18 protein-coding genes and 1 riboswitch are annotated in these 16,593 nt (G+C 69.7%); of the genes, 5 read left to right on the top strand and 13 right to left on the bottom strand.

Going from position 1 to position 16,593, the window contains the following annotated elements; all coding sequences use genetic code 11:
* Positions 1-26 precede the first annotated feature (26 nt).
* Positions 27-1,001, top strand: a complete 975-nt coding sequence (locus ABD172_RS12240; RefSeq protein WP_344310034.1) for an HNH endonuclease signature motif containing protein — start codon at positions 27-29, stop codon at positions 999-1,001.
* Between the two features lie 148 nt (positions 1,002-1,149).
* Here ABD172_RS12240 and ABD172_RS12235 read toward each other — a convergent pair whose 3' ends face one another.
* From ABD172_RS12235 to ABD172_RS12205, 7 genes are all read right to left on the bottom strand, one after another.
* Positions 1,150-1,902: a PKD domain-containing protein gene (locus ABD172_RS12235; RefSeq protein WP_344310028.1), complete on the bottom strand. Its 753-nt coding sequence runs from the start codon at positions 1,900-1,902 to the stop codon at positions 1,150-1,152.
* Complete coding sequence (locus tag ABD172_RS12230) at positions 1,899-2,330, bottom strand: hypothetical protein (protein ID WP_344310026.1); 432 nt, start codon at positions 2,328-2,330, stop codon at positions 1,899-1,901. Before ABD172_RS12230 ends, ABD172_RS12235 begins: the two co-directional genes overlap by 4 nt.
* A gap of 648 nt (positions 2,331-2,978) precedes the next feature.
* Positions 2,979-3,971, bottom strand: a complete 993-nt coding sequence (locus tag ABD172_RS12225) for a prenyltransferase (protein WP_344310025.1) — start codon at positions 3,969-3,971, stop codon at positions 2,979-2,981.
* A complete protein-coding gene (locus tag ABD172_RS12220) occupies positions 3,961-4,395 on the bottom strand; it encodes a lycopene cyclase domain-containing protein (protein ID WP_344310024.1) in 435 nt (144 codons plus the stop codon). The genes ABD172_RS12225 and ABD172_RS12220 overlap by 11 nt, the downstream gene beginning before the upstream one ends.
* Complete coding sequence (locus ABD172_RS12215) at positions 4,392-4,862, bottom strand: lycopene cyclase domain-containing protein (protein ID WP_344310022.1); 471 nt, start codon at positions 4,860-4,862, stop codon at positions 4,392-4,394. The genes ABD172_RS12220 and ABD172_RS12215 overlap by 4 nt, the downstream gene beginning before the upstream one ends.
* Positions 4,859-6,616: a phytoene desaturase family protein gene (gene crtI, locus ABD172_RS12210; RefSeq protein WP_344310020.1), complete on the bottom strand. Its 1,758-nt coding sequence runs from the start codon at positions 6,614-6,616 to the stop codon at positions 4,859-4,861. Before crtI ends, ABD172_RS12215 begins: the two co-directional genes overlap by 4 nt.
* A complete protein-coding gene (locus ABD172_RS12205; RefSeq protein ID WP_344310019.1) occupies positions 6,613-7,557 on the bottom strand; it encodes a phytoene/squalene synthase family protein in 945 nt (314 codons plus the stop codon). Before ABD172_RS12205 ends, crtI begins: the two co-directional genes overlap by 4 nt.
* A 165-nt stretch (positions 7,558-7,722) precedes the next feature.
* Here ABD172_RS12205 and ABD172_RS12200 point away from each other — a divergent pair, with 165 nt between their 5' ends.
* The 4 genes from ABD172_RS12200 (at position 7,723) to ABD172_RS12185 (ending at position 11,233) form a co-directional block, all read left to right on the top strand.
* The gene (locus ABD172_RS12200; protein WP_344310017.1) at positions 7,723-8,121 is read left to right on the top strand and encodes a thiol-disulfide oxidoreductase DCC family protein; all 399 of its coding nucleotides are present in this window, start codon (positions 7,723-7,725) and stop codon (positions 8,119-8,121) included.
* A gap of 81 nt (positions 8,122-8,202) precedes the next feature.
* On the top strand, positions 8,203-9,402 hold the full coding sequence (locus ABD172_RS12195) for an alpha/beta fold hydrolase (protein WP_344310015.1): 1,200 nt from the start codon (positions 8,203-8,205) through the stop codon (positions 9,400-9,402).
* Between the two features lie 16 nt (positions 9,403-9,418).
* On the top strand, positions 9,419-10,750 hold the full coding sequence (locus ABD172_RS12190; protein ID WP_344310013.1) for an alpha/beta fold hydrolase: 1,332 nt from the start codon (positions 9,419-9,421) through the stop codon (positions 10,748-10,750).
* A 48-nt stretch (positions 10,751-10,798) separates the two neighbouring features.
* Complete coding sequence (locus ABD172_RS12185; RefSeq protein ID WP_344310011.1) at positions 10,799-11,233, top strand: nucleotidyltransferase family protein; 435 nt, start codon at positions 10,799-10,801, stop codon at positions 11,231-11,233.
* A 27-nt stretch (positions 11,234-11,260) separates the two neighbouring features.
* Here the strand turns inward: ABD172_RS12185 and ribH are convergent, their stop codons facing one another.
* The 6 genes from ribH to ABD172_RS12155 form a co-directional block, all read right to left on the bottom strand.
* Positions 11,261-11,722 carry a 6,7-dimethyl-8-ribityllumazine synthase gene (gene ribH / locus ABD172_RS12180; protein WP_344310009.1) on the bottom strand — a complete coding sequence of 154 codons (462 nt, stop codon included), beginning with the start codon at positions 11,720-11,722 and terminating at the stop codon, positions 11,261-11,263.
* Complete coding sequence (ribB, locus tag ABD172_RS12175) at positions 11,722-13,263, bottom strand: 3,4-dihydroxy-2-butanone-4-phosphate synthase (RefSeq protein WP_344310008.1); 1,542 nt, start codon at positions 13,261-13,263, stop codon at positions 11,722-11,724. Before ribB ends, ribH begins: the two co-directional genes overlap by 1 nt.
* Positions 13,260-14,021, bottom strand: a complete 762-nt coding sequence (locus ABD172_RS12170; RefSeq protein ID WP_344310007.1) for a riboflavin synthase — start codon at positions 14,019-14,021, stop codon at positions 13,260-13,262. Before ABD172_RS12170 ends, ribB begins: the two co-directional genes overlap by 4 nt.
* A gap of 9 nt (positions 14,022-14,030) precedes the next feature.
* The gene (gene ribD / locus ABD172_RS12165; protein WP_344310006.1) at positions 14,031-15,254 is read right to left on the bottom strand and encodes a bifunctional diaminohydroxyphosphoribosylaminopyrimidine deaminase/5-amino-6-(5-phosphoribosylamino)uracil reductase RibD; all 1,224 of its coding nucleotides are present in this window, start codon (positions 15,252-15,254) and stop codon (positions 14,031-14,033) included.
* A 145-nt stretch (positions 15,255-15,399) separates the two neighbouring features.
* A riboswitch (FMN riboswitch) is annotated at positions 15,400-15,538 on the bottom strand.
* A gap of 106 nt (positions 15,539-15,644) precedes the next feature.
* Positions 15,645-16,043, bottom strand: coding sequence for a DUF2218 domain-containing protein (locus ABD172_RS12160; RefSeq protein ID WP_344310004.1), 399 nt, complete (start codon positions 16,041-16,043; stop codon positions 15,645-15,647).
* 90 nt (positions 16,044-16,133) lie between these two features.
* Positions 16,134-16,574 (bottom strand): VOC family protein, encoded by a 441-nt coding sequence (locus tag ABD172_RS12155; protein WP_344310002.1) that lies wholly within the window; start codon positions 16,572-16,574, stop codon positions 16,134-16,136.
* Positions 16,575-16,593: the final 19 nt, after the last annotated feature.

Below are 16,593 nucleotides of genomic sequence, written 5' to 3'. Positions count from 1 at the left end.
GGGATTATCTGCGGAATCAGGCGCAGGTGGTGGTGACGGTCCCGTACCTGAGCGTGTTCGGGAACCTCAACGGCGACAGTAACGGCAGCGGCGAAGGGGACGGAACCGGTCACCGGAACGGTGACGGGTACGGCCGCAGCGGCAGTCCAGGCGATGGGAACGGCCTTGGCGGCGGACTTCTGCCGGGCACTTTCCCGGATGGTTCCCCGGTCCCGGCGGAAGTCGCGAGAACCCTCGCCGGTTACTCGAGAACCCTGGTCCGGGTGCTCACGGACCCGGCAACAGGCACCCCGATCGATGCGAGAGCGAAGAAGTACGCGATTCCACCGGATGTACGAGCGGCCCTCATCCAGCAGTGGAGATACTGCACCGCACCGGGGTGCACGAGGCAGGCTGCGAAATCGGAAATGGACCACATACAGGAGTACAACCACGAGAACCCGGATGCGGGTGGGTTGACCGTGCTCGAGAACCTGCACCCGTTGTGTAAACGTCATCATCAGGCGAAGACCGACAGGAGACTCCGCGTATTCAAGACCCCTGATGGGGGTGTGCGGTGGGTGCTGCCCTACGGGAACGAGGTCACGGTGTTTCCTCCGGGGGATCCGGTGGAAGTGATGCACGCGGAGCAGTTCCGACGCCTGACCGACGGCGGTGACGACTCCGACGGTGATTCCGGCGGCGGTGGCGGTTCCGACGGTGATTCCGGCGGCGGTGGGGGTTCCGACTGCGGGGGTGGCGCTCCAGGGAACGGCGGTGCCGGTCGTGGTCCTGCAGGCCTCTCCGCACCGAGAGGTCCCAGCACGCCTGAAGGCCCGAGTGCGCCCGGAGGAGCACGTGTTCGCGATGTCCTCGGCCCCGTCGGCACTGTCGCCGCGGTAGAACGCACCTCTATCGCCGATCTCGGCAGCGACGCCGGTCGCGGAGTCGACCGTGGAAGCTCATCGGCTGCCGCCGCGGTCTGGCACACCGGCGGACTCGACGACCCGCCGCCCTTCTGAATTCCGAGCGGAACCCGAGGTTCGAGTCTGCGTACTACGTCGCATAATCGAGCTTAGCCCGCAAGGTGCGTGTCGGCTCCACCGCAGGGCGAGTCGTCCAGGGCGGGTGAGGCGAGCCAGGCCGGCCACCGCCGGTCGGGTGGGGCGGTCAGCCGCAGTCGGGGCCGTCGGGGTTCTCGATGCAGTTCTCCTCGACGAGGTACTTGTGGAAGCGGAAGACCTCGAAGGGGAGGGGTTCGCTGTCGACGGAGGCGGTGCCTTCGATGATGATCCAGTTGCCGCCGGCGATGGAGAACATTCCGGAGTACACGGTGGTGAGGCGGACGGTGACGGGGCCGGGTTCGGTGTAGCTGTGGGTGATGGTGGCTTCGTCGACGGTCTCGGGTGTGCCGCCGGTGTTGGTGGTGGAGTAGGTGGTGCCGTCGCCGAAGTCCCATTCGTATCGGACGGGTGTGGCGCGGACCTGGACGGGGAAGCCGAGGAGTTCGAGGTCGATGTAGCGGGTGCTGCCGTCTGCGTAGAAGCCGGTTTCGCGGTTGGTGACGGCCCAGGCCGCGGGGACGGCGTGGAAGTCGCTGGCGGGGATATCGAAGGACTGGAAGTCGGCGGTGGTGACCCAGGGGAGAACGACGGGTTCGGGTGGTTCGTCGGAGGAGGGTTCCTCTGGCGCTGGAAAGGCGCAAATGTACGCGGGCCGACCTTGCCCAAGGAGATTCACTAACCCGGCGGGAACACTGTTCTCACCAGAACCTGCTGAAATCGAGACGCCACAACCCGCGCTGCGTTTTCCAATGAAGCCGCAGCCGCCGGTAGCGGCAAATGCTGGTCCCGTCATCGCGAGCATGAACAGAAGTATGACTGTCGCGGCGACTGCGGAAATTGCTTTCAATTCGGCCTTCATGAGCAGTAGTTGCTCACGAGATTCTGCTCAGATACGAGCCACTGTTCGTCGTAGTTTCCGATGACGTACTCAAAGGTCGGGTCGTTCGGTGCTGGAGTACCTACCGCGTCACCGTGAGTGTCCACGAGCGAGAAAGCGGATTCGGAGTAACACGCTTGAAGTCGCACATAACTGATAGGCGACTCGGCACCTTCCTTGAGGTCGACTTCCGTCACGTCATACCCGTAATTCGTGATGCCTCCGTCGAACCTCCAGCCCTCGGACTCGAGTTGTCCGGCGTCGGCTTGCGACTGAAGGAGTACCGCATCACTTGCGACGTCCTTGAACTTCTCGGCTCCTTCGCCGCCGGCGCTGAATACCTCGTTCGACACCGCGATGTATTCCTCGAGGGCGGCCACTGCTGCGTCGGCAGCTTCCTTTTCCTTCACCGAGAGCGCGAGGTCGGTCGTGTAGTCGGGCGGGCCCGGGATTCCCTCGTCGGTCGCGCCGCTGTCGGAGCTGTCCTCGCTCTCCCGATCATGATCACCGCCGGTTCCAGCTGGAGCGGTGCCCGGGGGCCTGGGTCGTGTCGTCCTCCGTGGGTGATGTCGAATCGTCGCCGGGCGTCGGTGCCCCGGCGGCAGCTTCGGTCGCCGTCGGTGTGACGAGTTCGTGCGGCTCGCCGTCGTCGGTGCCGCACGCTGCGAGTGCGAGCGCGACAGTGAGGCTCGCTGCGAGCGCGAAGGCAGGACGACACGGACGCCGACGGGCCGCAACTCCGGGAGTCGAGGCAGAGATACCGGATGCGGCATGCGAACGAGGGGAGCGCGGCGGGGTCATGTTTCCGACACTATCGACGGGCCTCGAGCAGGAACAGATGCCATTCGTAAATTGTGGAAAAGTTGGAGACCGCGGATCTCGCGCGAGAGCCGGCTCTGCCCACGGAGCGAATCCAGCACTTTGCCCTCCGTGCACCAGGTCGATTCCTGTTTCACGGAGCAAACTGCTGCCGTGGGCGAAGTGAGCGTTCAACCCGGCCCCGAACACTCTCCCCGGCGGCTTCCTTGGCGGCTTCCCGCCGCCTGGCCTGACGGTGCCTACCCGACGGCGACCACGACGACGATCATGAGCAGCGTCGCGAGGAATCCGACGACGTAATTGAGCCGGATGAAGAGCTTCCACCCGCGGTTCGTACCGGCACTCGTGTCGTCGGTGACGTTCCAGAATCGGCCGGTGTTCCACACGTACGGGACCGCGAGCAATCCGGCCACGGCCACGGGCCACCCGGCGAACCCGCCACCGAACACCCCACCCGGTCCGAACAGCCCACCAGCAACGAGCACGACCCCGGCGACGACGAACGTCATCGTCGACAATCGCACCGTGGCCCGCGCACCGAAAGCCGTGGCGATCGAGCGCAGACCGCCGGCCCGATCGGGGAGGACGTCCTGGACGGCGCCGAACGCGTGCGCGGCGCAGCCCCACAGGAAGAATGCGAGAAGGACGAGCCACCCGGCTGGCGTCGGCAACGCCTCCGCCGCCCCATGTCCGAGCACCGTCACCGCGCCCGAGGTCGCGACATCCGCGAGGTCCTCGCTGCGTCCGTCCGCCGCCGCCAGCGCCACCCCGAGCCACGCCGGCGCGGAGAAATGCGTCGAGCTCGTGAGGGAATCGAGCACCGGGATCTCCTTGAACCGGAGGCCCCGCACGCTGTACGCGACCACGGCGAAGAGTGCGAGCACGAGGATCGCGTTCGACACCCACGACCCCACGACGAGGAGGAACAGGACGAACGGCAGACAGATCGCCGCCGACGCCCACAGGATCCGCGGATGCACGACCGCCGCGACCTCCCTCGACACGAGCCCACCCTCGACCCCGCCCTTGCGCGGGTTCCGGAGGTCCGACTCGTAGTCGAAGACGTCGTTGATCCCGTACATCGCGAGGTTGTACGGCACGAGGAAGAACAGGCATCCGAGCACGAACACGAGGTCGACCGGGGCACCCGCCAACAGGTACGCCGCGCCGAACGGGAACGCGGTGTTCACCCAGGAGATCGGCCGGGAGGCGAGCAGCAGCTCACGCATCATGGTCTCCTGCGGCGCGGGGCGCCTCGGGCGTGGAGGACCGCCGCCGAGGCGCCCCGGACTCCCGGCGCTCCGGCGCCGGGGTGCCGGACAGGGCTGCGCTCCGGTTCCCGAGCACGGTCCACAGGGCCGGGAGCGCGAGGACCGCGAACACGGTGTACGCGAGGTCCTCGACCGGCATGACACCGATCCGGATGCCCGAGGTCTGTGCATGCCCGTAGTCGACGAAACCCGCGGCGATCATGAGGTTGTTGAACACGAGGGTGAGGACGACGAGGAGCACCGCGGTGACGAGGAGAGCGACACCGGACACCCCGGCGGTTCCCGAGGTGTCCGCACGGAAGGAGGTGCGCGATACCCGGATCGCGGCCACGAGCAACCCCACCGCGACCGCGAGGAACACGAGATTCACGAGTGTGTACGTCATGCCGTCCCCCTCTGCTCGGTTCGCTCGGACGTGGCTGGCCGCTCGGACGCGGCTGGCCGCTCGGTCGTGTCGGATCGCTCGGGCGCGCCGGATCGCGCGGGCGCATCGGCGGGATTCGGCTCCGATGCCGTGCGCGAGCCCGCTCTCCCGCCCCGCGCCCGCGAGACGAGCCGTGCGCTGCCGCAGTACACGTTCATCGTGATCCAGCACAGGAAGAAAAGGAAGAAGGGTTCCTCGAGCGACATCTCGGGGGCGAGGGAGATGCCCGAGAAGTAGGGCGAGTCGCCCTGGGAGAAGCTCCCCGTGAGGATCCCTGCGACATCCCACAGGAGGAATACGAGCACACCGAAGCCGTGGACGAGTGCGGCGCGACGCCAGTGCGCGAACCAGAAGAGCCGGTAGCGCAGGTCGAGCATGCACATGCCGAACGTCGAGAACAGGAGACACCCGAGGTAGAGCCACTTCACGACGGCCCCCGCGCGCCGGTGTCGTGCACCCACCCGCCCGAGGTGTCGCCGCGGACGGCCTTGAGCACGTTCTCCGCGCCGATGAGGCACATCGGCAGTCCGACGCCGGGCGCACTGAACGCACCCGCGTGCAAGAGGTTGCCGACCTTCGGGTTCTGCGGCCTGCCGCGGAACCAGACGCTCTGGAACAGAGTGTGTGCCGGCCCGAGCACCGTTCCCCGCCACGCATGGAACTCGGTGACGAAATCGCCCGGTCCCATCGTCCGTCGGGAGACGACCCGGCTGCGGAGGCCCGGCACTCCTGCCCAGGCCCCGACCTGGTCGACGATCCGGTCACAGGCGGCCTCGAACGCGGGATCTCCGGCACGGGCGGATACATCGGTGGGCATCGGGACGAGGACGAAGAGGTTCTCGCGACCGGTCGGCGCGACCGTCGGGTCCGTCCGCGAGGGCGCACACACGTACACCGAGGCGGGGGTCGGGATCGCGGAAGGTGTGCCGCGGCGGCGCTCCCGCGGGCCGCCGCCGGGCCGAGCCGCCTTCCCGCTCTGACCGTTCGTCCCACCGAACACCGCATCGAAGTTCGCGTCCCAGTCGCGGGTGAAGAAGAGATTGTGGTGCTCGAGCTCCGGCACCCGGCCCTCGACTCCGAGCATCATGACGAGGCCGCCCATTCCTGGGTTCTTCCGCCGCCATGCCCGTGCAGGGATCGATCGGAAACGGGCGGGGAGCAGCTGCGTCTCCACGTGGTGGAGATCGGCGGTCGTGACGACGATGTCGGGGGTGAACACCTCGAGCCCGTCCGGAGTGCGGGCGACGACCTCGGTGACCCTTCCCGGTCCCGCACCCCTCACCCTGCGAGCGATGCCGGATCTCCGGACGTGCAACGCCGTCACCTCGGTGTTCGTGTGGATCCGCACGCCGGCGTCCACCGCAATGCGCGCGATCGCGTCGATGACGGTCCGCATCCCGCCGCGGGGGTAGTCGACCCCGTCGACGAGGTCGAGCCGACTCATGAGCTGGTAGATCCCCGGGGTCCGGTCCGGGCGGTTCGCGAGGAACACCGCCGGGTACCCGAGCATCTGCCGGAGCACCGGGTGCTGCACCGTCGCCTCGATCCGCTCCGCCAGCGAGGTGCCGAGCAGCGTCATGAGCGTGCCCGCACGCCGCACGACCTCCGGGTGCGCGAGCCTCGTGAGGTCCGCGAAAGTCGTGTAGAGGAAGTGCCGCAGCGCGAGGTCGTACGCCTCCGAGGCCGTGTCGAGATACGCGTTCACCCGCGGCGTGCACCCGGGTTCGAGCCGTTCGAACAGCTCGAGGACCCGGGCCCGGCCCCGGGGGACGTCGATCGGGAGTGCCCGAGGCGCCTCGTGAGTGGGGAGACCGAGCCGGGTGGGGAGACCGAGCCGGGTGGGGAGACCGGCGCCACCGGGAGACGGGACGGGTTCGGGGAACACCCGGTAGCCGGGGTCGAGGGGCACGAGGTCGAGTTGTTCGGCGCTCGAGGTGCCGAAGAGGCGGAAGAAGTGGTCGAAGACCTCGGGCATGAGGTACCAGCTCGGCCCGGTGTCGAAACGGAAACCGCCATCGACGTGGAGGCCCGCGCGGCCGCCCACCTCGGCGCCCCGTTCGAGGAGATCGACAGAGTGGCCCTCACGGGCGAGGAGCGCAGCGGTCGCGAGCCCGGCGATGCCGCCGCCGACGACGACCGTGTGCGGTGACGCCGTGTGCGGGCCGGCGGCAGCGCCTGTCATGCGCGTGCCCCGGTGGAAGCCCTGCCCGAGACAGCCCTACCCGAGAAAGCCCTGCCGGCGATGAGGAGTTTGCGGGCATCGGGCACCCGGACACGGCGGGTGAGGAGTTCGTGGGCGGGCGTCCGGCCGATCCGGGCGTTGAGCTCGGCGAAGATCCCGTGCGCGGTACGGACAGCGGGGCGGACCCCGGCCGGGAGGAGGTCGATCGTGGAGGCTGCGAGGTCGAGCTCCGCGGCGATCTCCGCGACGAACGCGGTCTTCGTGTCGTCGCTGAAACCGCCCGTGGAGCCAGTGACCGTGGAGCCTGTAACCGTGGGGTCGGTAGCGGAGCCGGGCGTGATGTCTGCGCCCAGGTACGTGCGTTCGAGGACCGCCGAATCGACCCCGAGGTCCCGCAGGAAGTTCACCTTCTGGAACGCCGACCCGAGGGCGTGGGCACCGGCGACGATCCGGGCACGGACCTCGGCGCGGACAGGGTCGAAATCGCCGTCGAAGAACGCGAGGACGCACATCTCGCCGACGACCTCGGCGGACCCGTGGACGTACCGGGAGAGGGACTCGCGGTCGTGCGGCTGCGGGTCGACGTCCTCGAGCATCGACGCGAAGAACGGGTCCCAGTGGGCCGGCCCGATCCCGGTGGCGCGCGCGGTGAGCGCGAAGGCATGGACGCACGGGTCGGTGGAGAAGCCCGCGTCGACGGCTCGGGCGACGCGGTGTCGGTAGTCGTGGAGCGCCTCGGCGGTGGCCTCCGGGGAGGCGGTGGGCCAGGCGCCGTCGACGATCTCGTCGGCAACGCGGACGACGGCGTAGATCGCCGCGATGTGCATGCGCACGCGGCGCGGCAGGGTGCGCGCGGCGAGGGAGAACGACGTGGAATACTGGTGGAGGACCTGGGCGGCCGCAGCGTACGCGGTCCGGTTCCACTCGGCTTCGGAGGTCATCCCTCAAGGGTAACCGGGCGGCCGCGGGCGCCACGAATACGGTGAGGGGCGCCACGGGAAGGTGGACGCGAAGAAACCCGGCACACGCCACGACCCCGGGTCGTGCAGCGGGAACGTTTACGCTCGGAACACACGCCCTCGTCCACACGTGCAAGGAGCCCTCCGATGGCCGAACTCACCGTTCTCTTCGACGGGTACTGCGGGATGTGCACCCGCAGCATGGAAGCCGTGAAACGCGTCGACCGGGCGGACCGGATCGAGCTCGTGGCGAACCAGGTGCCGGAGGTCCGCGAGAAGTACGGCCTCACGAAGGAGATGGTCGACTACCAGGTGTGGGCGATCGATGCCGCGGGGCGGAGGATCGGCGGCGCGCAGGCGATCGCGGCGATCGTCGACGTACTGCTCGGGCAGCGATCGGGCGTGCGCGGAGTGCTCGCGCGGACGACCTCGGTCCCGGGGATCGCGCACGCGATCGACGCGCTCTACCAGTGGGTCGCACGCAACCGGCGTCACTTCCCGGGGACGACCCCGTGGTGCGAGCGCCACGCGGGGGAGTGCCGCTGAGATGTGAGCGAGGTCCGACGACCGGAGCGACGTTGCGGATAGTGTGAGCAGCGAAGAGACCGACGACCCGAAAGGCCGTCCATGACCGCTCCGACCTCGTCCTCCCGTCCTTCGAAGCTCCTCGGCGCGTTCTCCCGGACCGCGGAACCGGCCCGCACCTGCCCTCGACCGAACCCCGGCGCCCTCGCGCTCGCCGGGACCGCCGCACTCCTCGGCGGTGCCGCGCTCGCCGCCGGCGGGTTCGCGCTCCACACCACGACCTACGCCGCGCTCGACCGGTGGCGTGCCGAACGTGCGGGATTCCGGACCGCCCACACCCTCGTGAACGGGTACGACCTCCACTTCGCGGAAGGCCCCGACAACGGCCCGGCACTCCTCCTCGTCCCCGGCCAGGGCAGCGATCTGTGGAACTACGCGCGGGCCATGCGCGAACTCGCCGCCGACTTCCACGTCTTCGCGATCGACCTGCCCGGACACGGGGAGTCCGAGTTCGACCCCGACCTCTACCACGGACCGGTCCTCGGGGAACTCGTCGCGGACTTCGCGGAGGGTGTCATCGGTGAGCAGGTCGTCGTGGCCGGGCACTCCTCGGGCGGGCTCGTCGCCGCGTGGATGGCGGCCTCCCGACCGGATGTCGTGGCCGCGGTGATCCTCGAGGACCCGCCGTTCTTCTCCTCCGAACACCCGCGCGCCCTGCGGACGTGGAACCACGTCGACCTCGCGAGCGCCGCCCATGCGTTCGTCTCACAACCGCAGGATGCCGACGAGGGCGAGAACACGGACCCGGAGTGGACCGACGACTTCGTGGAGTTCTACCTGGAGCACGGTGCGTTCTTCGCCCTCTTCGAGGGCCTCGAACCGACACTGCGGGCCTCCGGCCTGCGGAAGCGGGAGGCGAACCCCGAGGCGCCCGTCACCTGGCCGTGGATGCCGCCGGCCATGAACGAACTCATGCGCGGCCTCGACTCCTACGACCCGGCCTTCGGTGAGGCGTTCTACACCGGTGCCTTCCACGAGCACTTCGACCACGAGCTCACCCTCGCGGCGATCGGGGTGCCCGCCCTCCTCGTCGCATGCGACTGGGAGTACTCGGACGACGGGATCCTCCGCGCGGCGATGGACGCGGACGATGCGGACCGTGCCGCCGACCTCATCCCCGATGTCGAGTTCGTCCGGGTGAAGTCCGGGCACAACTTCCACTTCGCACACCCGCGTGAGTACGCCGCCGCGGTGCGTGACTTCCTGTCCGAGGCGATCGACGAGGTCGAGGTGTTCGCATGATGACGACGGTGTTCGCATGATGACGACGCAGGCAGAGCGCGCCGCCGTGAAGATGGAGGAGCATGCCCGGGCGATGCCCGGTGTGCACACGGTGCGGCGACCCGTCGTCGACGACGGTGTCGGGCGCCTCAGCGCGGACGAGGACGTCTTCGACCTCACGTACGTGCGGAACCGGGCGACAGCTTCCGGACCGCTCGTCGACCCCGGCACCTCCGTGCCGATCGTCGTGGTCCCCGGTGGGCCGGGACTGGCGTCCGTGCTCATGTACGCGCGGTTCCGGGAGGCGGCCGTGAAGCGGGGCCTCGACGTCGTCATGATGGATCACCGCGGTACCGGGTTGTCGCGGGTGCGCCCGGACGGCACGCTCCTGCCGCGTGAGGCGATGCGGTCGCGTTTCGTCGTCGACGACCTCGCGGCGATCCTCGACGCCGAGGGGATCGATCGGGCCGTCGTCGTCGGCTCCTCGTACGGCACCTATGTCGCGCAGGCGTTCGCCGTGGTCCACCCCGACCGGGTTGCGGGGCTCGTCCTCGACTCGCCGATGCTCGAGGTGTCGCCGACTGCCGCTCAACCCGCCGCTCAATCCGCCGCACAGCCTGCCGCACCTTCTGACAGAGAGACTGTCGCGCGGTACGCGGCCGCGGTGCTCGACACCCCGAAGTTCCGGTCCCTCGTGGAGGATGGCCCGATCGCGGGCGCGTCCGCCGGAACCCCGATTCCCGAAGCCGAACTCGGTGAACACGCGCGGATCCTCCACGAGTTCGCCGGCCCCGAGGTGCTCGATGCGTACCTCAACCAGCTGCGGCTCGGGAAGGCGCGGCGGACCCGGGAGTTCCTGACCTCCCTCGGTGGCAAGGATTTCGAATCGGACCGGCCGATGGTGTTCGCGGTCGACCTCGTGAACGAGATCGCGTACCGGGAACTCGGGTACGGGGTCGTCCCGGACAGCCCCTTCTCCGCCGCGGACCGGTTCCGTGAGGCCGCCGCGGGCTACTCCCCGTTCGAAGGACCCGATGTCGACATCGCCGCCGCGCTGCCGGAGTATCCCGGCCCCATCGCGGTGGTGAGCGGACGGCGAGACCTGCGGACGCCTCGGCCGGTGGCGGAGGCGATCGTCGAGCAGGCGCAGCACGGGGTGCTCGTCGACGTGCCGGACCACGGGCACAGCGCTCTCGACGCCCACCAGAGCGTGCTCCTCGCGGTCGCCGAGGCGGTCGTCGCCGGTCGCACGGACGAACTCGCGTGGAACCCCGGTCGCTGGGCGGGCATTCCGAGGTCGGGCACCGGCAATCACCTCATGGGGAAGGTGTTCCGCGCCGCGCTCGCCTGGGACCGCCTCACGAGCTGAGGCAGGTGCTCACTGGTCGACCCGTTCGTCGGCTCGTAGAGTCGAAGCATGAGCGAATCGGGTGGGCCGCCGTCACACGCTCTGCGGGAGCACGCGAACGAGGTACGCGCGATCCTTGCCGCCGTCGGAGCGCGGAATCCCCGCGTCTTCGGTTCCACGGCGCGCGGTGAGGACACTGCGTCGTCCGACATCGATCTGCTCGTGGACATGGACCCTGGCGCCGATGCATTCAGTCTGGCCGGAGCGCGACGTCTACTGAAGGACCTGTTGGGGTACGAGGTCGATCTCGTCAATGCCGGTTCGATTCCGTCTCGAAAGCGGAAGATGCTCGACGAGTCAGTGGGCCTGGGGACTTTTGCAGTCGGATCGAAGGCGCCTGACTGTCGGTCCGTGGGCCGGGGAGTGGTACCGGGCAGGGACCTGATCAACTGCGCAGTCCGGGACGATTCGACGGCGGTTCCTCGTCCCGGATCGCACAGCTGATCGAGGGTCACACCTCGGCGGTGCTGCTCACAGCCCCGCGAGGATCTCCGCGGTCGCGAGCGCGGCGACGGCGGCGTCGTAGCCCTTGTCCTCCTGCGAACCGGGGAGCCCCGCGCGGTCGAGGGCCTGCTCGTCGGTGTCGCACGTGAGGAGACCGAAGCCGACGGGCGTGCCGGTGTCGAGCGCGACACGGTTCAGGCCGTCCGTGGCCGCCGCGCACACGTAGTCGAAGTGCGGGGTGCCGCCACGGATGACGACCCCGAGGGCGACGACGGCGTCGTGCGAGGCCGCGAGCTTCTGCGCGACGACGGGCAGTTCGAAGCTGCCGGGGACTCGGACGAGCGTCGGCTCGATCCCGGCCTCCGCCGCGGCCTTCTGCGCGCCCGCGATGAGCCCATCCATCACCTCGTCGTGCCACGAGGACGCGACGATCGCGAGGGTCTTGTCCGTCTTCTGCGGCGCCAGCACCGGCGCACCATGTCCTGCCATCAGGACACCTTCCTTTCGCTGAGTTCCTGGCTGAGTTCCTGGTGAGTGGTGGTCGAAACCGTCCCCGAAGCGGTCCCCCGCGGAGCGCTCAGCGTGTGCCGCATGCGCACGCGTTTCGTCTCGAGGTACCGCGCGTTCTCCGGTCGGGCGGGCACCTCGACCGGGACGTTCTCGGTGACGGCGAGGCCGAGCGCGGTGAGCGCCTCCGCCTTCGCCGGGTTGTTCGTCATGAGCCGCACCCGGTCGATGCCGAGCTCGTGGAGGATCGCCGCGGCCGCCTCGTAGGAGCGCTCGTCGTCGGCGAACCCGAGGTCGAGGTTCGCGTCCACGGTGTCCCGCCCCTGTTCCTGGAGCGCGTACGCCGCGAGCTTGTTCGCCAGTCCGATCCCGCGCCCCTCGTGGTTGCGCAGGTACACGAGCACACCGCCCTCGGCCGCGATCCGCTCGAGCGCGACGTGCAGCTGCTCGCCGCAGTCGCACCGGTGGGACCCGAAGACGTCGCCGGTGAGGCATTCCGAGTGCAGGCGGACGAGCGGCGCGGTCTGTGCTTCCACCTCCTCCGGCCGACCCGCGTCGTCCGGACGACCCACATCCGCCGCCGAGGCGCCGCGCACCTCCCGCTCGATCGTGAGGTGCTCGACTCCCTCCACCGTCCACGCGCGGGCACGGAAGTCACCGAAGGCCGACGGGAGCGTCACCGGCGTGCCGCCGGTCGCGGTGGGGAGGGCGGACGGGGCGCCGTCCGGCCGGGTGATGGCCGGTGCCTCGGCGGTGGGGAGGGCGGTGTTCTCGGCATCCCGTGCGTCCAGCCAGGCACGGAGGTCCTCGATCGACACGACTGCGAGGCCGTGCTCCGCCCCGAAGTCGAGGAGCGCAGGCAGCCGCATCATCGAACCGTCGTCGTGGACGAGTTCCGCGATGACGGACACCGGGTGGGCCCCGGCGAGGCGCGAGAACTCGACCCCCGCCTCCGTGTGGCCGTCGCGTTCCCGGACCCCGCCGTCCTTCGCCACGAGCGGGAAGACGTGCCCGGGGCGGGAGATGTCGGCCGGGGTCGCCCCGGGGTCGGCGAGGACACGGACCGTGGTGGCGCGGTCGGCGGCGCTGATGCCGGTCGAGGTGCCGGCGACGGCGTCGCAGCTCACGGTGTACGCGGTGCCCTTGGGGTCCTCGTTCGCGGACACCATGGGCGGGAGCTTCATGAACGCGGCGCGCTCGGCGGTCATCGGTGCGCACACGACGCCGGACGTGTAGCGGATGAGGAAGCCCATCCACTCCGGGGTCGCGAACTCGGCGGCCATGACGAGGTCGCCCTCGTTCTCGCGGTCCTCGTCGTCGACGACGACGATCGGGCGGCCCGCGGCGACTTCCGCGATCGCACGGTCGATCGGGTCGAGCGGTCGCAGGGCGGAACCCGAGGCCGTGGGCGCGGCGCCTGTGGGGGTGGTGCCTGTGCTCGCGGCGCCTGTGTCTGCGGTGCCCGTGGGTGCGGGGTCGACGGATGCGAGTTCTGGTGTGGCTACGGGGTCGATGGAGGTCATGCGTGCTCCTCGGTGGGTGCGGGTGCAGTGCTGCCGGGTGCTGGGATGTCGACGGATGCGGACTCGGCCGAACCGGCGACGGTGGAGGGACGAGCGCCGAAGCCCAGGAGGCGTTCGGCGTACTTCGCGAGGACGTCGACCTCGACATTCACGCGGTCGCCGACCGCGGCGGTGCCGAAGACGGTGTGCTCGAGCGTCGCCGGGATGAGACCGACCTCGACCCACGGCTGTGCGGTATCCGCCGGGCTCACGGCGGTGAGCGTGAGGCTCGTGCCATTGAGGGCGATCGAGCCCTTCTCGGCGGTGTAGCGGGCGAGGTCGGAGGGGATGTCGACACGCATCCGCACCCATCCGCCGAGGTCCTCGAAGGCACTCACGGTGCCGACGCCGTCGACATGACCCTGGACGACGTGTCCGTCGAACCGACCGCCGGCGGGCATGCACCTCTCGAGGTTGACGCGGCTGCCCGCCGCGAGGGCTCCGAGGGCCGTGCGTTCGAGGGTCTCGCCCATGACGTCGGCGGTGAAGGAGCCGCGCGAGGTGCCGGTGTCGGTGCCGGCGGTGTCGGTGCTGGTGACAGTGTCGGCGGAGTCGACGGGGACCGCGGTGAGGCACACGCCGTTGACCGCGAGCGAGCCGCCGCGCGGCAAATCGGTGACGATGTCGCCGGCATCGACGGTGATGCGAGCGAACGAGCCGTTCTCGTGCACGGTGATGTCGGTGACCGTGCCGAGCGATTCGATGATTCCGGTGAACACGCAGGCTCCTCAGATCTCGGGGGTGGAGGTGGACGGAAGGTCGGGGGACGGCGCGGGTGCCGGGACGAGCCGGGTGAGGACGTCGGGGCCGAGTACCGCGGGGTTGCTGCTCGTGGAATCGGCCGCGTCGAGGACGAACCGGTGGGCCTCGAGCAAGGTCGTGGCTCCGAGGCCCCTGACCGCGGGCAGCCCGTCGCCGAGGAGGATCGGCGCGGTGTAGAGGTGGATCTCGTCGACGAGGTCGGCGGCGAGGAACGCGCCGCTCACGGTAGGCCCGCCCTCGACGAGGAGGTGGGAGATCCCCTCTGCGGCGGCCGTGCGGAGGTGGTCGGGGAGCGGAGTGGGTGCCTCGTCACCGGCGTCGTCACCGGCGCCGAGGTGCAGCGTCCGGGGATTCCGTGCGAGGTGCGACTCCGGCGAAAGGGGCGTCGATCCGAGGACGACGGGCCTCGGCTGCCGGTCGAGGAGGGCTCCGTCGGCGCCTCGGGCGGTGAGCTGCGGGTCGTCGGCCCGGACTGTGCCGGTGCCGACGAGGATCCCGTCGACACGGGTCCGGACGGTGTGGGCGTGGGCGCGGGAGGCGGCCGAGGTGATCCACCGGCTCGTGCCGTCGGCGGCCGCGACCTTCCCGTCGAGGCTCTGCGCGAGCTTGAGGGTGACGAAGGGACGGCCCTCGCGGTAGGCGCGGAACCAGCGGTCGTTGAGTGCGGTGGCCTCCGCGGCACGGACGCCGGATTCGACGTGCACGCCACGGGCGCGGAGCAGCGCGGCACCGCCGGCTGCCTGCGGGTTCGGATCGTCGATCGCGTGGACGACGTGGGGGATCCCGGCATCGAGGATCGCGCCGGTGCACGGCCCGGTGCGGCCCGTGTGGTTGCAGGGTTCGAGGGTGACGACGAGGGTGCTCCGCGTGAGGTCGATCCCGGCGGCCCGGGCGCGGGTGATCGCGTCGACCTCGGCGTGCGGGGTCCCGGCGCCGAGGTGCCGGCCGGTGACGATCCGCCCGTCGGCGGCGATGACCGCGGCTCCGACGAGGGGGTTCGCGCCCCGCGGACCGTCGAGTGCGGCGGCCAGGGCGGACTGCATGGCGGTGTCGAGGACTGCGGCGTCGAGGAGCGCTGAGTCCGGCAGTGCGGAGTCCGGCAGCGGAGTGTCGAGGAGTGCTGAGTTCGGAGACGCAGCGTTCGGGCATGAAAGAACCGCCCGGTCCCGGTCGCTCCGACTCGATGTCATGTCACCCTCCTGCGTTCCAGGAGAGTGGGAGCGGTGGGCGCCGAACGGTTCGACGATCACTCACGGACGCGTGCGTCCGTGTGGGCGGCCTGTCCACCTCCGCCGTGCCGGTGTCTCCACCGGTGCTGCGGGTGCGGGCGAGCTGCCCGTGTTCCTCCCATCCAGACTTTACTGTCGGTCTCGGAATTCCACCGAGTCAACCGTGGGGCCATGACTTTCATGGGCCGCCGCGGGTCGCGGACTGTCACCGCCGGTACGGAATCTCACCGTCCCCGGAACATCTGCCGACAACTGTACGACCGTTCGAGGCGAAGTCAAATGCGGTGTTTCGGAGTGTGACGACTTCGGAGTGTGACGACGGGACGTCGGCCGGACGGGAGGAGCGCTGGGTCAGCCGCGGGGCGCCTCGGCGGTGGGCTGTGCGGACTTCTCCTCGCTCTTCTCGACCACGTCCGCCGAGCGCCACTCGGTTCCCGGGGTGCCGTCGGAGCGTTCCCAGACGCACACCATGTCCTCGCGCTGGCCGAACTTCACGAGGTGCCGGCCGAGGACCGCCTCGAAACGCTCGATCGAGTCGGCGGGGCCCTCGACGGTCATGTGGAGTGCGCCGTCGAGCGCGCGGAGAGTGCCGAGCACCGCACCGTCGGCGAACTCGACCGTGCCCGCACCGGCCTCCTCGTCCCAGGTGAAGGGAACCTTGCGGCCCATGTGGGAGGCGAGCTGCTTGCCGTACCGGGCAGGGCGCTCGGTCGCGACCGAGGCGGTGGAGACGAGAGTGGTGTCAGTCATGCTCCGCAGTCTAGTTGCGCGCCCCGGAATTGCGAAAGGTGAGTGTTGTGTAACTCGCTCGTGCGAGGGAGCTCCTCAGCGGAGACGCCGTCACTCCGCCGGTTCGGTCTCCCGCGGTGCACCGTTGACATTCATCATCCACTGGACGCCCCAGGCGTCGAGGGCCATGCCGAAGGTGCCACCCCAGGGCGCCTCGGTGAGGGGCTGGAGTTCCTGGCCCTTCTCCGCGAGCGCGTCGAAGATCCGGGTGAACTCCTCGAGGTCTTCGGGCCCGCCGTGGAGTGCGACCGCGATCCTCGCTCCCGGGTCGTACTCCATGAACGAGGGGGTGTCCGACCCCATGAGCGAGAACCCGTTCGGCAGGTCGATCTGGGCGTGCATGACGAGGTTCGCGTCCTCGGGGGTGGGTGCGGCGTCGAAGTCGCCCATCGAGGCGATCTGCGCGGATCCGCCGAGCACCTCGGCGTAGAACTCGAAGGCCTGACGGGCCTCGGTGCGGAACCGGATGTAGGGGGTGATCTTCGTGGACATGGGGCACCTCCGCGGTGGT

This window comes from Brevibacterium samyangense, from assembly GCF_039529845.1.
Lineage (GTDB): Bacteria > Actinomycetota > Actinomycetes > Actinomycetales > Brevibacteriaceae > Brevibacterium > Brevibacterium samyangense.
Note: the sequence above shows the minus strand (reverse complement) of the source record. Positions and strands in the feature narration are given on the sequence as shown.

What these genes read in the sequence shown, in the direction of transcription:
- ABD172_RS12235 (WP_344310028.1), bottom strand. Translation starts at nt 1,902, where the DNA reads ATGAAGGCCGAATTGAAAGCAATTTCCGCAGTCGCCGCGACAGTCATA.
- ABD172_RS12225 (WP_344310025.1), bottom strand. Translation starts at nt 3,971, where the DNA reads ATGATGCGTGAGCTGCTGCTCGCCTCCCGGCCGATCTCCTGGGTGAAC.
- ABD172_RS12220 (WP_344310024.1), bottom strand. Translation starts at nt 4,395, where the DNA reads ATGACGTACACACTCGTGAATCTCGTGTTCCTCGCGGTCGCGGTGGGG.
- crtI (WP_344310020.1), bottom strand. Translation starts at nt 6,616, where the DNA reads ATGACAGGCGCTGCCGCCGGCCCGCACACGGCGTCACCGCACACGGTC.
- ABD172_RS12205 (WP_344310019.1), bottom strand. Translation starts at nt 7,557, where the DNA reads ATGACCTCCGAAGCCGAGTGGAACCGGACCGCGTACGCTGCGGCCGCC.
- ABD172_RS12200 (WP_344310017.1), top strand. Translation starts at nt 7,723, where the DNA reads ATGGCCGAACTCACCGTTCTCTTCGACGGGTACTGCGGGATGTGCACC.
- ABD172_RS12195 (WP_344310015.1), top strand. Translation starts at nt 8,203, where the DNA reads ATGACCGCTCCGACCTCGTCCTCCCGTCCTTCGAAGCTCCTCGGCGCG.
- ABD172_RS12190 (WP_344310013.1), top strand. Translation starts at nt 9,419, where the DNA reads ATGATGACGACGCAGGCAGAGCGCGCCGCCGTGAAGATGGAGGAGCAT.
- ABD172_RS12185 (WP_344310011.1), top strand. Translation starts at nt 10,799, where the DNA reads ATGAGCGAATCGGGTGGGCCGCCGTCACACGCTCTGCGGGAGCACGCG.
- ribH (WP_344310009.1), bottom strand. Translation starts at nt 11,722, where the DNA reads ATGGCAGGACATGGTGCGCCGGTGCTGGCGCCGCAGAAGACGGACAAG.
- ribB (WP_344310008.1), bottom strand. Translation starts at nt 13,263, where the DNA reads ATGACCTCCATCGACCCCGTAGCCACACCAGAACTCGCATCCGTCGAC.
- ribD (WP_344310006.1), bottom strand. Translation starts at nt 15,254, where the DNA reads ATGACATCGAGTCGGAGCGACCGGGACCGGGCGGTTCTTTCATGCCCG.
- ABD172_RS12160 (WP_344310004.1), bottom strand. Translation starts at nt 16,043, where the DNA reads ATGACTGACACCACTCTCGTCTCCACCGCCTCGGTCGCGACCGAGCGC.
- ABD172_RS12155 (WP_344310002.1), bottom strand. Translation starts at nt 16,574, where the DNA reads ATGTCCACGAAGATCACCCCCTACATCCGGTTCCGCACCGAGGCCCGT.